The 15043-nt window shown below is 52.5% G+C and carries 9 protein-coding genes; 3 read left to right on the top strand and 6 right to left on the bottom strand.

Annotated features, from left to right (window positions below; translation table 11 throughout):
• Window positions 1-60 precede the first annotated feature (60 nt).
• Window positions 61-603 (top strand): ribosome biogenesis factor YjgA, encoded by a 543-nt coding sequence (gene yjgA, locus EPYR_RS02795; RefSeq protein WP_012666892.1) that lies wholly within the window; start codon window positions 61-63, stop codon window positions 601-603.
• Between the two features lie 114 nt (window positions 604-717).
• Here the strand turns inward: yjgA and mpl are convergent, their stop codons facing one another.
• The gene (gene mpl / locus EPYR_RS02790) at window positions 718-2070 is read right to left on the bottom strand and encodes a UDP-N-acetylmuramate:L-alanyl-gamma-D-glutamyl-meso-diaminopimelate ligase (protein ID WP_012666891.1); all 1353 of its coding nucleotides are present in this window, start codon (window positions 2068-2070) and stop codon (window positions 718-720) included.
• 172 nt (window positions 2071-2242) lie between these two features.
• Between mpl and fbp the strand changes: the two genes are divergently transcribed.
• Entirely contained in the window at window positions 2243-3241 is a 999-nt protein-coding gene (gene fbp / locus EPYR_RS02785) for a class 1 fructose-bisphosphatase (RefSeq protein WP_012666890.1), read from the top strand.
• Window positions 3242-3357: 116 nt separating this feature from the next.
• Here fbp and EPYR_RS02780 read toward each other — a convergent pair whose 3' ends face one another.
• A complete protein-coding gene (locus tag EPYR_RS02780; protein ID WP_012666889.1) occupies window positions 3358-5559 on the bottom strand; it encodes a trypsin-like peptidase domain-containing protein in 2202 nt (733 codons plus the stop codon).
• A gap of 619 nt (window positions 5560-6178) precedes the next feature.
• The gene (locus tag EPYR_RS02775) at window positions 6179-7744 is read right to left on the bottom strand and encodes a methyl-accepting chemotaxis protein (protein ID WP_012666887.1); all 1566 of its coding nucleotides are present in this window, start codon (window positions 7742-7744) and stop codon (window positions 6179-6181) included.
• A 470-nt stretch (window positions 7745-8214) separates the two neighbouring features.
• On the opposite strand from EPYR_RS02775, the gene ppa reads away from it, so the two are divergent.
• Window positions 8215-8745, top strand: coding sequence for an inorganic diphosphatase (gene ppa / locus EPYR_RS02770; RefSeq protein WP_004160088.1), 531 nt, complete (start codon window positions 8215-8217; stop codon window positions 8743-8745).
• 104 nt (window positions 8746-8849) lie between these two features.
• On the opposite strand, the gene EPYR_RS02765 is transcribed toward ppa, so the two are convergent.
• The 3 genes from EPYR_RS02765 to tamA are packed head-to-tail and all read right to left on the bottom strand — an operon-like array spanning window position 8850 to window position 14688.
• Window positions 8850-9200 carry a gamma-glutamylcyclotransferase family protein gene (locus EPYR_RS02765; protein ID WP_012666886.1) on the bottom strand — a complete coding sequence of 117 codons (351 nt, stop codon included), beginning with the start codon at window positions 9198-9200 and terminating at the stop codon, window positions 8850-8852.
• Between the two features lie 2 nt (window positions 9201-9202).
• Window positions 9203-12976, bottom strand: coding sequence for an autotransporter assembly complex protein TamB (tamB, locus tag EPYR_RS02760; RefSeq protein ID WP_012666885.1), 3774 nt, complete (start codon window positions 12974-12976; stop codon window positions 9203-9205).
• Complete coding sequence (gene tamA, locus EPYR_RS02755; protein WP_187298261.1) at window positions 12973-14688, bottom strand: autotransporter assembly complex protein TamA; 1716 nt, start codon at window positions 14686-14688, stop codon at window positions 12973-12975. Before tamA ends, tamB begins: the two co-directional genes overlap by 4 nt.
• Window positions 14689-15043: the final 355 nt, after the last annotated feature.

Genomic DNA, 15043 nt, shown 5'->3' with positions numbered 1-15043 from the left:
AACAATTTCGCAGTAGCCGCGTAACCTGATAACATTAGCCTCTTTTTTTGGAGCCTGACCATGACCAAGCAGCCTGATGAGTGGCTCGATGAAGTACCCGATAACCAAGAAGAAGATGAAGAAGAGATTATCTGGGTCAGTAAAAGTGAAATAAAACGTGACGCCGAAGAGTTAAAACGCCTTGGGGCTGAACTGATCGAGCTGGGAAAAAACTCCCTCGACAAAATCCCGCTGGATGAAGAACTGCGCAACGCCATTGAGCTGGCGCAGAAGATTAAGAAAGAGGCGCGTCGCCGCCAGCTACAGCTGATCGGTAAGTTGTTGCGCTCGCGCGAAGAGGAACCGATCCGCACCGCGCTGGATAAGCTAAAAAACCGTCACAACCAGCAGGTCGCCCTGTTCCATAAGCTGGAGATGATGCGCGACCGTCTGGTAGAACAGGGGGATGATGCTGTCGCTGAAGTGCTTGCTCTCTATCCGGATGCCGATCGCCAGCAGCTGCGTGCGATGATCCGTAACGCGCAAAAAGAGAAAGCGGGCAACAAGCCGCCTAAAGCCTATCGTCAGATATTCCAATATCTGCGCGAGCTGGCCGAAGCCTGATCCCGTCAATGTTGCGCAGATAATATCGTGCGGATCTGAAAAGGGTTCGCCCTCTGGCACAGACTGGGCAGCCATGATGGCGTGTGGAGACCCGCTCTCCACACGCCGTGTGCGCTATGCCAGCCGATCCAGCAGCTTCTGATGGATACCGCCAAAACCCCCGTTACTCATCACCAGAATAGTATCTCCCGGATGGGCTACTTTGGCGATCGCCTCTACCAACGTATCAATATCCGCACTCCAGTGTGCTGGCTGGATGCAGGCATCTGCCACTTCTGATACCTGCCACGGAATGTGATGTGGCTGATAGAGGAACACTTCATCGGCTCGTCCTAACGCCGGAGCGAGGTCGTCCTTACTGATTCCCATCTTCATGGTATTTGAGCGTGGTTCCAGCACCGCCAGAATACGTGCCGTGCCGCCCACTTTACCGCGCAGGGCTGCCAGCGTGGCGTGAATGGCCGTAGGGTGATGGGCAAAGTCGTCGTAAACCTTGATGCCGTTGCTTTCACCACGTAACTCCAGACGACGACGGGCGTTGATAAAATCATTTAGCGCACGTCCGGCATCCTCCGGCTTCACCCCCACATGCCGCGCAGCGGCAATCGCCATCATTCCGTTACGCATATTGTGCTCGCCAACCAGTGACCAGTTGACCTCCGCCACCCGTTCGCCATCAAGCATCACTTCCCAGCATGAAGCATCCGGCGACAGTTTCTTCACCTGCCAGCAACCGTTTTCACCTACAGCTTCATGCTCGCTCCAGCACCCCATTGACATCATCTGCTTCAGGTTTGCATCATGCTCCGGCAGGATAATTTTCCCCTGCCCCGGCACGATACGCACCAGGTGATGAAACTGTTTCTGAATGGCGCGCAAATCGTCATAGATATCCGCATGATCGAACTCAAGGTTATTCAGGATCAGGGTGCGCGGGCAGTAATGCACAAATTTGGCGCGCTTGTCGAAAAACGCACAGTCATACTCGTCGGCTTCTATCACGAAGAATGGGCTTTTCCCTAAATTTGCCGAGACCTCGAAATTTCCCGGTACGCCGCCGATAACAAAGCCCGGCTCATAGCCGCAGGCCTGTAAAATCCATGCTGTCATGCCCGCCGTGGTGGTTTTACCGTGGGTTCCGGCTACCGCAATCACCCAGCGGTCACGTAGCACGAAATCATGCAGCCACTGTGGGCCAGAAAGGTAAGGAATATTGCGTTCCAGTACCGCTTCCACACAGGGATTGCCACGCGTCATGGCGTTACCAATAATGACCAAATCAGGTACAGGTTCGAGCTGTGAAGCATCATAACCCTGAATCAAATCAATACCCTGCTTTTCCAGCAGCGTGCTCATTGGCGGATAGACGTTAGCATCAGAGCCGGTAACTTCATGGCCAAGCGCGCGTGCCAGCATCGCCAGACCGCCCATGAAGGTGCCACAGATACCAAGGATATGAATACGCATAAAAGGTCCGTTTCGTAAAAGTTCAGCGCTAGTGTACCGCCCCCGTCGTGTGGAAGAAACGGATTTGCCCTATGTTCTTTACTATTCAATCGGCTAAACTGCAATCGCATATGCATACATGGGCAGTTTGTGAATTAAGCTGCTACTTAACCGCAGATTCAGGAATTGTGTTATGAAAACGTTAGGCGAATTTATCGTCGAAAAGCAACACGACTTTCCGCACGCCACCGGTGAGCTGACCGCGTTGATCTCCGCAATCAAACTTGGCGCAAAAATTATTCACCGGGATATTAACAAGGCTGGTCTGGTCGATATTCTCGGCGCCAGCGGCGCCGAGAATATTCAGGGCGAGCAGCAGATGAAACTCGATCTCTATGCCAATGAAAAACTGAAGGCTGCCCTTAAGGCTCGCGGCTTCGTGGCCGGTATCGCGTCTGAAGAAGAAGATGAAATCGTTATTTTCGAAGGTGTGGAAAACGGCAAGTACGTGGTGCTGATGGACCCCCTCGACGGCTCTTCTAATATCGACGTTAACGTATCTGTTGGCACCATTTTCTCGATTTACCGCCGTATCACCCCGGCGGGTACGCCAGTCACTGAAGAGGACTTCCTGCAGCCCGGTAGTCAGCAGGTTGCTGCAGGCTACGTGGTTTATGGTTCGTCCACCATGCTGGTATATACCACAGGCTGCGGCGTACATGCCTTTACCTATGACCCGTCGCTGGGGGTGTTCTGCCTGAGCGCGGAACGTATGACCTTCCCGGAAGCCGGTTATACCTATTCCATTAACGAAGGTAACTACATCCGCTTCCCACAGGGGGTGAAAAAATACCTTAAATTCTGCCAGGAAGAAGATAAAGCGTCGAGCCGTCCCTATACCTCGCGCTATATTGGCTCGCTGGTGGCGGACTTCCACCGTAATTTGCTGAAGGGCGGCATCTATCTCTATCCAAGTACCGCCAGCCACCCGAAAGGCAAGCTGCGCCTGCTGTATGAGTGCAATCCGATGGCTTTCCTCGCTGAACAGGCCGGTGGTAAAGCCTCAGACGGTAAAAACCGCATTCTCGACCTGGTGCCGGAAACGCTGCACCAGCGTTCACCGTTCTTCGTCGGCAACGACCATATGGTGAATGATACCGAACGTTTCCTGCGTGAGTACCCGGATAAATAAACGCCAAAAACTAACAAAGTGCGGTCCTGAGGATCGCCCTTTCTCACTCAGTCCCTGGCAGAAAAACCGCAAAATAAACGTGACGCCATTCATCCTGTGAACTCTGCCAGGCGCACCTATTTACAGTGAGTATGCATGTCAACACTGCCTTCCTCACGCCAAACGTCCCATGCTCCGGCTTTGCCCGGCGGACTATTTTGTGTCCACCAGCCATTTAACCAGGCTTTCCCGGCATACTTCACTTTCTGACAGGCTTGTTCATAAATAGTCGCGCTGTTCCAATCTGGTATGTCTTCAGGGGTTTCTTTTTGGTTATCAAGAGAAATCTTATATAAGACATTTTCTTCCACCTCGCCATCCGAGGATTTCAGTTTCAACGGCAGGATACCCATGAATTTCCCGTCAAGGATGCCAGGGTTTTTCCCGGGGTTAAACCGGACGTTAAATTCGGTATATTTATCAGAGGCCTTACAGGTGACAGAACTGTTCATCTGGGTTTCCGAGCAGGCTGTCCGCCGTGATACGTCCAGTATGACTTTTTGCATAAGATCTCTTTTTTCATCCCTGAGAATAACAGGCACCTCAGTCCTACCGTCAACGCGCCGAACAAGAGAGACAGGGCCCTGCTCCGTGTAAAATGCCACTAAACCGAGATTATCTTTACCTTCGTAGGCCCATGAAAGTTTCTCTGTCGTCTTCTCTTGCAGAACCAACTCTTTTACGATGGCTCTTTCTTCAGCGAAGGGGGGGCTAATGACATCATAAAAGCTTTCACTGATTTGGAACACGTTCTCTTCTTTATTTTGTTGCTCGTCATGCTGGGTTAAAAGGAGCCAGTATTTCTTCCATGATCCGTTAGTGAAATCCTTTTCCTCAACATCCATTGCGTACTTAAGGCTGGTTTTTCCGGGATTACGACAAAAAGGCTTTTTATCAATGGCGAATTTCCCGCAGTTATTCTCAAGCCAGAGTTTCAGTGATTTATTTTCATCCTTAACAACATCTCCTGTCTGCAGATTTTTTTTCATAAAAGTGACGAGGCTATAATCATACTGATGCTCAATATTTAATTCCGGGTCACTGGAAGAGAACCATATCGGCTTTTCTGAAATGGCCAGCTCTCCCTGGTAAGAAAATGGCGTGATTGATAGTTGGTTGGCATTGATCGCATACGATAGCGGCGGCTGGCTCTGGTTATTCTTATCAGTAATAAAAGCAGAAAGGTCTTTAATCAGAGTTTCCGCTCCAACAGCTAAATTTTTATCACTTCCACTTGCATAGTGAACACCCACTAACATCTGGCTTACTGTAGAAATGACCGGTGAGCCAGATGATCCACTGCGGGTATCACAATTGTAGGCCAGAACAGCTCCCGCGCTTAGCAATTTGCAGGGGCTGCCACTTTCAGTATCTGCCACATAAGCCGGGCGAATAGTCCCATTCCCGTATTGTGGGATATGCAATGCCTCCCCGATAGCTGGATTTTTTTTGCTAATTGCCAACCCACCAAATAATCTTTTTATATTGCCATATTTAAAGTCAAAAGGATCGGCGGTTAACAAAGCATAGTCTTTTGCACCACCACTACCGTGGGATAATAATTTATCTCCCTGAATTTTTATAGGTTTTTTTTCTGTCTTATCGTCTTCGCTACAGTTCCTGTGATACCAGTTTAGCCATATCTCGCCATTTTTCACCTCTTCCGTGGTTTTAACCACATGATGATTTGTTAAAAAGAGATTGTCTTTACCTAAAAGCGATCCCGATCCCTTGTTTCCCAGAAGCATATACACAGAGCTTAATCCATGTTCATATATTGCGTTGTTGTCGTCTTTATAGCAGACCAGGCGCCGACGTTCGTCCTTTTCTCCGATAATCGACCTGTCTTTAGCAGCCAGCGGCGTATATAAAATCCTTTTTAACACCAGCGATGCGGAGGAATAATCACTTTCCCTGGGAAAATGTACCTCCAGATTTATGGTATCCCCGGTAATTGTCATTGTTTGCCAGAGACCCTTTTTATCGAAATAAATATACTTCTCAGTGTTATCACGATTGCTCACGACAATCATCGTTTTTTCTGGCAAGTTTTGGCTATCTAATTCAGCGCGTAGCAATAACGCATCTTTCTGGGTGAATTGAAAGCTCTTTACCCTGTCACCCGGGTTTCCGTCGAGCAGATTTTTTGAGGTAATAACGACATGATCTATTTGATGGTTTTCTGGTAATCGTCGGGGTTTTTCTGCAAAAGCAGACACTCCATAAAGGTTAGCAATAAGTATCGTGCTTAATAATAATTTGTTGAATTTGGCTTCCATGTTATACGCCTTAATGTTTATTTAAATAAATGCTGTTACAGCAGGCCGAAACACGCCCTGCGACTCAAACCCTCATTTATTTTTAGCCAATTATAAACCTGTGACATCGACCACAAGAGTACTCTGCACACACGCGTTATAGCAGGCGAGCTGATTATCAAAGGCTGTTGCTACTCCCCCCCCGTAAATATCTAACAGACAACATCGTCTGCAGGCTGTGATGTTTCTGGTCAGATAGAAATAGCATGACGCCCAATGCAAGATATCACCCGATTTTGCACCACCTCCCGCGACTCTTTTCATTAGCGTTGATATCTCGATAAAGTTATTATTTTTATTCTGTGAGTGTTTGAATTGACTTTCAAACAACATGATAAAAAACAATCATAATATACAGAGTACAGCCTGCTCATTCATTGAATGCAAAACGCTACCACAACCCTTTATTTTTGATCACTTCATTTAATGAGTTTAATGCATATAATATAAATTAAGGATCGCACCATGGTAAATTCATCACTTTTATCATTAACCGATGATTTATTCCACTTGCAGAATGACATGTCTGGCGGGGGTGGGGCAGCCCCGCAAAAGGTCTGCCCCTTAATCAGGCTGGATATCAGGCCACCTGGGTGACCTTAAACACTGCCATAGTTTGCACCAGCTGCCGGGATTGCTCTTCCAGCGACTGCGTGACAGCGGCGGCCTCTTCGACCAGGGCGGCGTTATGCTGTGCCACTTCATCCATTTGCGTCACGGCGACATTCACTTGCTCAATACCGTGACTTTGCTCCTGTGATGCGCTGGAAATCTCTTTCATCAGCGTCGTAACGCGCATCACTTCGCTTGAGATCTCATCCATGGTTTCACCGGCTTTGGTTGCCATATTGGAACCTTCGCTGACGCGAGTTTGCGATTCGGCAATCAGCGTGCGGATCTCTTTGGCCGCCGTCGCGCTGCGTTGAGCAAGGTTACGCACTTCGCTGGCAACCACGGCGAAACCACGCCCCTGCTCCCCGGCACGCGCCGCTTCAACGGAAGCATTTAACGCCAGAATGTTGGTCTGGAAAGCAATACCGTCGATCACGCCCAGAATGTCGCCAACACGTTTAGAGCTGCTTGATATTTCCGACATTTTCTCCATCACATAACTGACCACTTCCGCCCCGCGTTCGGCGGTATCTGAAACGGACTTAGCCAGTAAATGCGCCTGCTGGGCATTATCCGCATTCTGCTTCACCGTGGCCGTCAGCTGTTCCATACTTGCTGCCGTTTGCTCTAGCGATGCCGCAGACTCTTCGGTGCGTTGCGAGAGATTAAGGTTGCCCGATGACAGTTCGCGGCTACCAATATCAATCTGAATACTGGCATCACGCACCTTAATGACCGAATGCTGTAGCGACTGCTGCATGATGCCGAGTGCCGCGTTCAGGCGACCAATTTCGTTCTTACTGCTTTCCGGAACTTGCTGGGTCAGGTCGCCTTCGGCAACGTGCTCCAGATGTTGGATAGCATTATCCAGTGGTTTCAGTAACAGTTCGCGCAGAATCATCCATGCCGCTGCCACCAGCATCAGCGTCAGTGCGCCGCTCACCAGAATCAGAATGGTCATCATCGATTGATTATTCGCCGCCTGCTCCAGCCGCGATGCGGTCACCTCGTTGGCATAACGACCAAAGTTGTCCACCGCATCACTATATTTACCCGCCAGTAATGAAAGGTTGCCTTCCAGTATCGCGTAAAAGTCACCTGGACTCTGCTTTTGCATCGCCGCCATCAGCGGGGTGATACCGTTAGCAAGATAATCGCGGTAGCTTACAGCTACCGCTTCGGCCAGAACACGGCCATGCTCGGTCACGGTTCCGGCTGCGATGAATTTTTTCAGCTCATTTTCTGAGGCAGCAACATAATTAAGGGCGCGTTCGCCGGTTTTAGCGGCTTTATCGGGCTTGCCCGTTTCCAGTTGACGCATTGCCAGCGAGGCTACGGCACGGGCGCGCAGCAGGCTGCCGTTGCTGATATAAAGCGCATTTAACTCAATACCCTGAATGCGGTTGACGGCGTCCAGCGAGCGATTGCCCTTTTGTATTGCAATAATGCCCATTACGCTGACTACAATGAGCAGCAGCGTCATCAGGCCAAGCAGGGCCAGTAAACCCGAACGTATTGAGATTCTTTTTAGCATGATGATTTTCCCGGTAGTGTTAAGCAAATAAATTCTCGTAAATCCAAATCGACCAAGTTATCGGCAGTAACCCCCGCTAACTTTACCGAAAATGATGATTTCATTAGTGGGTGAAAGACATGCATGCATTCATTCGTCATCAGGCCATCACTTCCGCAAACGACTGGTGTCACGCACCAGCACTCATTTTTCATATCCACTCACCGAGAGATGAACAGCGCGATCGACAATAAAGAGTAAAAATGCTTAACATTACCCGCTAAGACAAATTTCACTTCCTTCGTGTACGCCCTCAATGCTGACAACATCATCGATTCGCGACGGCGATATTATCTTCCATATAAGTCGGTACCGGCCGCCGTGCCGCTGCTGCCACGGAGCATTCCTAAAGCCCGAAAAAGGCGAGTACTTTGCCAATGAGATGGCTATAATATCGGGCACTTAACCTGAGATGATTGAAGGAATTTACCATGAGCCTGAACCACGTACCTGCTGGCAAAGACCTGCCGGATGACATCTATGTCGTTATTGAGATCCCGGCTAACGCTGCTCCAATCAAATATGAAGTCGATAAAGAGTCTGGCGCTCTGTTCGTAGACCGCTTTATGGCTACCGCGATGTTCTACCCGTGCAACTATGGTTACATTAATAACACCCTCTCTCTGGATGGTGACCCGGTTGACGTGCTGGTGCCAACGCCTTATCCGCTGCAGCCGGGTTCTGTGATCCGCTGCCGTCCGGTTGGCGTGCTGAAAATGACCGATGAGTCAGGCGAAGATGCGAAAGTGGTTGCGGTTCCGCACAGCAAACTGAGCAAGGAGTATGAGCATATCCAGGATGTAAACGACTTGCCGGAACTGCTGCGCGGCCAGATCAGCCACTTCTTCGAGCAGTATAAAGCGCTGGAAAAAGGCAAATGGGTTAAAGTTGACGGCTGGGAAGGCGTTGCTGCGGCAAAAGCTGAAATCGTCTCTTCTTTCGAGCGCGCCGCGAAAAAATAATGCGCTGCGCTGGCGCTATGGGTGCCAGCGTCAGAACCGGCATTTTTTGGTCGTCGTGCATAAAAAAACACCGCCTGCATGCAGGGGGTGTTTTTTTTTAACCGTTACTGAGCGGCAGCATCTTTTTGCAGCCAGTCCCCACTTTCGATGCGTTTTTTCCCCACCACTGACCGCTGATAGACATACAGCCAGGCGCTGCCGTAAGGGGTAGAGACCAGCTCGCGCCGGTACTCACCGCCTTTGGTTCTGAGCGCATCCAGTTCGCCCAGAGTTGCGGCGTCAATGCGATAGACTTCACAATAAACCCGTCCATCACCCATCACCACCCCAGGGTAATGGCCCAGGTTGTAAAGCGCGTAGCCGTCGATCGGGTGATCGCCCAGCCACTGCGCGTTGGTCATCCAGTGACTGTTACCCTGCTTACGCCGCAGGCTGCCGTAGACAATTATTCGCATGACTAAAACTCAAACTGATAGAGCAAATCCAGTGCCTGATCGACCCCAGACACCGCTTCCAAATAGAGCTTGGGCATCAGACGATAACGCAGCGTTAATGTCGCCAGTGAATCAAATATGCCAACACCGTATTTTACCTGTAGACCCGGCAGTACATAGCCGCTGACCTGCACCTTCTGGCTTTCGCCAACTCCGGTGGTATCCAGCGCCAGATTACTGACACCAAAGGTCTCGCCGATTTTACCCACAATCTGCCCACTTTGTGCAAGCCCCAATCCGACCAGTGCGGAGGTTAATGCGTCACTTTCGCTGCCGGAAGCGCCCAACCCCTGGCCGCGCAGCAGGTAGGACAAGGCTTCCTGCTGTGATTTCGCCGGATCCGAGAAAATCTCCACTTTGGGTTCATCCGCCAGCCCGGTCACACGTACCCCGGCGGTCACATCGTCTTCGGTGGCTTCCTGGTTACGGATCGCTTCAATATTCAGATACGGTTGATCCACCGGGCCAGAGAATTGCAGCTCGCCTTTACGCACGATCAGATCCTGTCCATAGGCGTGAAAGCGCCCGGACGGGATATTGATCTGGCCATTCAGTCCCACACCTCGCTTGTCCTGTACCATCTTCAAATCGCCATTCAGTTTCGCTTTCAAGCCAAAGGCGCTAAGGCGCACATCGTCACCGACATGAATAGTCAGATGGCTATTGATGGGGATCGAGGCTGATTTCGGTGCTATCGGCTTCAGATCCTTATCCAGCAGCACTTCGTCGGAAGAAACCCCGACAGCACTGGTTGGGACTTCCTGTACCGTGATACGCGCCCAGGGAATATCGACACGGCCTTCGAGGTTAAACAGCTGTGGAGTGGCTTCGAACACCAGATCCGGCGAGACGTCCATCCGCACCATTGGCGGCACGGTGATGCGTATCTTCTCCCCTTTCGTGGCAATACGCGCACGCCAGGCATTCAGCTGGCTCCAGTCAGCATTACCGTTAAGCGCTATCTGCCCTTGCGAGGTCTGAATCAGCCCCTCCAGCGTCGAACTCATGCCGTTAAAGGCCATGGTCAGGTTGGCCGCAGTGAGGTCGACCGGCATAAAGCTACCGTCGACATCGACGTTGCGCAGCCCCAGCTCGCCAAATACCTGAGGTTTTTGCAGGTTGCCGCCAAGACGCAAATGCGTGTTGAGCATTCCGGCCATTTTCTCACCCTGCATCAGGGCCGGATTCAGCATGGCCAGCGACAGGTTGGTGATATTGACATTACCGGACAGCGTGCGTCGCCCCTGCGGGTCGGCAATCTGCACGTTACCGTCAAGTTGCCCATTGTTGGCGATATGGATCAGCCAGTCGAGCTGCGCACGGCCATTTTTTAGCGCCGCGTTAAGGTTCAGCGTATCAAAGGCTATCGGCAGGGTATTGCCCTGCACGTCCTGATTGACCTTAACCCCGCGCCCCTTCAAGGCAACACGCCCGGTCGGCAGGCCGCCATCGGCAGTCCAGCTCACATCGGCATCGCCATTAAATACCCCGTCCAGCTGGGTGGTTTCAGGCATAAATGGTGCAATCATCGCCAGATCAAAGCGGTTAAGCACCACGCGCGCATGGCCGGATGGCCCGGCTTTTATCGTCTGTGGCACGCACAGCTCGGCGTTCGGGTTCTGCCAGCAGTGTGGCCCGATGCTCACCGCCTGTTTCGCATTAAGATAATCGAGCGCGATGGCACGGGTTAAGCGCCATTCCCCTACCGGGGTCGCGAAGCGGGTATTGTTCAGCGCGCCCTGCCAGCGCCCGCCTGCGCGGTCAAAAGCACCGTTAAGCGCCAGCTGCCCGGAAACCGGTTCACCCTGCACATTGAGTTTCAGCTGATGCTGTTTTTCCGTGCCGCTGGCATCAAGCTGCAGCAGCTTGACCGACAACGCATCCTGCTTCAGCTGCTCTACGCGCAGATTCACTTTTCCCTGAATCTGTTCGCCAGAGCGGATATCACCGTCCAGTTTTATACGGGCAACGCGCATCGCCTGCCAGCGTAAACCGCTGGCGGTTAAATCTGCCAGCAGCTGCGGCGTTTTCAGATCGCCACGCGCGCGGATACGGCCTTGCGCCGCACCGCCCAGGCCTGGCAGCGCATTATCCAGATGCCTGGCATCAATATCGGCATCAAGGTTCAGCTTATCGCCCAGCGCCCCTTTCAGATTAAGGTTATTGCGCCCCAGAACCAGCTTAATACCGGGAATATCCCACTGGTTGTAGCTGTTGCCGGATAAAGATCCGTCGGCGCTAACGGCGTTATTGCGCACGTTGCCTTTGAGCTTCAGCTCCGGCACACGCATCTGCCAGCTGCCGCCGTACAGACTGCCACGGGTAGTGATTACCCCCTCCAGCTTCGCTGGCCAGGCCGGGTAATGTTTTGCCGTATTGATACCGGACAGGGTCAATTTGCTGCGCCAGCTGATCGCTTTGCTCCAGTCAACCAGCGCCGTCAGATCGGTATTGCCCTGCAGCGCCGCCAGACGCAGCTTGTCGAGGGAGAACTGTTCGACATTGCCTTTACCATCCAGCGTCAGCGTAGCCGGTGGCATGCCTTCTCCCTGCAAGGCTGCTTTAAGCGACATCACATAGTCCGTGGCTTTACCGTTAATGCTGAAGTTGACATTGCTTGCCTGGAACTGCGCCGCTCCGTCCAGCGGCCAGCGCAGCTGCGGGCTTTGCAGGCGCATATTGAGCGGCAGGCCCGCTACGGCCAGCTGGCTGTCGGCATCCAGCTGCGCCCGCACCGGGCCGGACAGATTCAGCGCCAGCTTCGTCGTGTCGCGTAAGTCGCCGTCGAGGGTCATTTTGATCTTCTCGCCTTTAAGCGGCTCCACGTTGATCGCACTGTTGAGCGTAAAGTTCAGCGGCCAGCTACCGCTGAGGGTTGCCTGGCCCTGTGCATTCAGCTGCCCCTGGGGCGAGTCAACGTCAAGGCTTTGCAGCCATAGCTGATTTCGCTCGGTTTTGGCCTTTAACAGCAGCCGGTTGACGGTGATATCGCTATCCCCGGTGATACGCAGCTGTTCACCAAGGATCTGCTGCACGTTGACATCAAGCGGCAGGACAAATTCCGGCAGAATGGGCAGCAGCGGTTTGGCAAACAGCGCCTTAAGCGTTTCGCCCAACGGGGTATCTTGCGCCGCTGGTTGTTCAGTTTTCGGCGGTGCTACCGGCTCTTTCGCCACCTGTGCCGCCTTCGGCAGCGCCATCAACAGTCCCTGAATATGGGTCGGGGTGAGCGTCATCGCCCGTTCCTGCCAGTGCAGCCCGCTGGTGAAGTCGGCCAGTGAAATGGCCGTATCGTCGATCTTCACGTTGATGTTATGCAGCGCCAGCCTGCTCAGCGTTAGCGGATAAGGCGTGCTGATCTCGCCCGTGCTGCTTTCTTCTTCCACCGGCGGTTCGGCAGCAGGCGGCATCTTTTTGCTGTCTACTACCACGTTCACGTCTTTCAACGCCAGGTCGTTAATGCAGAACGCGCTCTGTTTCAGACAGCCAAGGCGCAGCGCAAGATGAAACTCGCCCGCTTCAACCGTCACGCCGGGCATTTTATAACTGATGCCTTTCAAAGTCAGGTTACGCCAGCCGCCGTCCACCTGCTGAATATCCAGCCCCGGTACCCAGCGTGCCGCCGAGTTCAATACCAGATGCAGGCCGGTGGTGGTGCCGAGTAAAAAAGCAATGCCGCCGAGCAGCAGGACGATAAAGATCAGAATGCCAATCAGGCCCTTTTTCCACCATTTCATAGCTCAGGCCCCAAACCAATGTAGAACTGAATATCACGCTTGTCCTCATCACCAATCGCTCGGGCAATGTCGAGTTTGACAGGCCCAATTGGCGACTGCCAGCGCACGCCAACACCGGCACCCGTCTTCACGTTGCTCTGCTTGATATCGTTGACCGCCTCACCGGAGTCAATGAACACCGCGCTCCACCATTTACCCGTCACGTTGTACTGGTACTCCAGCGAGCCGGTCGCCAGTTTCGAGGCACCGGTCAGTTTGCCATCGTCATCACGCGGCGAGATACCTTTGTACTTGTAACCGCGAATGCTGCGGTCACCACCGGCAAAGAAGCGCAGATCCGGCGGCACTTTTTCGAAATTATTGGTTTCAATCCAGCCGAGATTAGCGCGCGCGACAAAACGGTGCTTTTCAGCCAGAGTACGGATCCACACGTTCTGCGCCTGGATAACCGCGAAGTCGATATCCGATCCCCAGGTCGTATCAGAAACATCAAGAGAATAGCGCTGTGAGTCGCCCCAGGTCGGCATCAGCCCGCCGCGTGAACGGGTACGGTTAATACTGACCCCGGGGTAAATCAGCATGGTGGTATTGGTGACATTACCTTGTGTAAAGTGATCGAGGCTCCAGCGCAGGTTAATCGCACGCTGCCAGCCGCTGGAGCTGTCCCAGTAACGCGATGCGGCCAGGGTGGAGGAGTCCGCTTGGGTGTCGTTAAGATCGGTTCTTTTTAAGCCGCCCTGTAACAGGTAATACTGCTCCAGCGGGCTTTTAAGCAGCGGGATCTTGTAGCTAAAGTCGAGCTGCTGTTCCGGCGTGGAGAGGTTCGCGCTGGTGCTGAAACTGTGCCCACGGTCATTAACCCACGGCTTTTTCCACGTTGCTTTAACGCGCGGGCCGACGTCCGTCGAGTAACCGACGCCGGTTTCAATGGTGTTCTCGGTGCGCGGCGAGAAAACGCCGTGCAGCGGCAGCACCTTGCTGGCGCGTCCTTGATCAAATTCAGGCACCACCACCACCGAATTAAACCAGCCCGTCGCCGACAGGCGTCGATTCAGTTCCGCTAGGTCACGCGAGTTGTAATCATCGCCCTTTTTGAATGGCACCAGGTTTTTCAGATAGTCATCGCGGATTTGTGAACCAGAGAAGCTGACATCGCCAAAGCGATAACGTTGACCGCTGTCGTAGTCGATGTCCCAGAATGCCTCGTGCCGTTCTACGGACACGCCAAGCTGGCTTTTGCGGTAGTCCGCGTCGAAATAGCCTTTACGCAACGCCATATTACTTAGCGAGCTTTTAAATTTGTCGTAGTCGTTGTGATTAAGTACGCTGCCGAGCTTAGGTTTTGCGCCATTGACCAACCGGCGATAATCCTCATCGGTGCGTGCGCCGCCGCGCAATATCACCGTTTCTCCGGCCAGTTTAATCGGCTGTCCCGGTATGACTTTCGCCAGCAGCAGCGGGCGCTTGCCGCCTGTGGGTGGCGGCTGCAGCTCAAAATCAATCTGCGGTTCGTAATAACCCAGCGCCTTCAACCCTTCTTTCACCGCCTCGCTGACACGCGACATAAAGCGGCCATCGGCGCTCACTTCATCACTGGTGATGGTGGATAAACGCGCCCTGACATTTTTTTCCAGTTCGCCGGACAATCCTGTTACCTGCAAGCGGACATTCACCGCCTGCGCCACAGGGGCGGCGATCAGCAGACAAAACATGCAATACACATGGATTCGTGGCACGCGGACTCCCATTTATTATTGCCAGCCCTCAATCCTGAAGGCTTAACCTGATAACAATTCCCTATACCGTTCGCCGTAGCGGCGTTTCACCAGCAGGCTCGGTTTACCTGTTCAGCTGGCGCGGAACATCACAAAATTTCGTTGGCATTGTGTGCAAAGTCACGACAGGTTACAACACTGGATTGCGACCGAACGAGATAAACCCTCACAACCCGAGTTGCGGCAACCCACCTGCAGCTTGAAATGTGAAGGGTACGAAATAGTGTAACGCGCTATCAACTTCTTACCAGCCCAGCGCGTTTAACCAGCAAATAGCAGCAGAATAGCGTTC

Origin of the sequence: Erwinia pyrifoliae DSM 12163, from assembly GCF_000026985.1 — a bacterium.
GTDB lineage: Bacteria > Pseudomonadota > Gammaproteobacteria > Enterobacterales > Enterobacteriaceae > Erwinia > Erwinia pyrifoliae.
Note: the sequence above shows the minus strand (reverse complement) of the source record. Positions and strands in the feature narration are given on the sequence as shown.

Excerpts from the sequence above, each read along its gene's own strand:
- yjgA (WP_012666892.1), top strand. The coding sequence starts at position 61 with ATGACCAAGCAGCCTGATGAGTGGCTCGATGAAGTACCCGATAACCAA.
- mpl (WP_012666891.1), bottom strand. The coding sequence starts at position 2,070 with ATGCGTATTCATATCCTTGGTATCTGTGGCACCTTCATGGGCGGTCTG.
- fbp (WP_012666890.1), top strand. The coding sequence starts at position 2,243 with ATGAAAACGTTAGGCGAATTTATCGTCGAAAAGCAACACGACTTTCCG.
- EPYR_RS02780 (WP_012666889.1), bottom strand. The coding sequence starts at position 5,559 with ATGGAAGCCAAATTCAACAAATTATTATTAAGCACGATACTTATTGCT.
- EPYR_RS02775 (WP_012666887.1), bottom strand. The coding sequence starts at position 7,744 with ATGCTAAAAAGAATCTCAATACGTTCGGGTTTACTGGCCCTGCTTGGC.
- ppa (WP_004160088.1), top strand. The coding sequence starts at position 8,215 with ATGAGCCTGAACCACGTACCTGCTGGCAAAGACCTGCCGGATGACATC.
- EPYR_RS02765 (WP_012666886.1), bottom strand. The coding sequence starts at position 9,200 with ATGCGAATAATTGTCTACGGCAGCCTGCGGCGTAAGCAGGGTAACAGT.
- tamB (WP_012666885.1), bottom strand. The coding sequence starts at position 12,976 with ATGAAATGGTGGAAAAAGGGCCTGATTGGCATTCTGATCTTTATCGTC.
- tamA (WP_187298261.1), bottom strand. The coding sequence starts at position 14,688 with ATGTTTTGTCTGCTGATCGCCGCCCCTGTGGCGCAGGCGGTGAATGTC.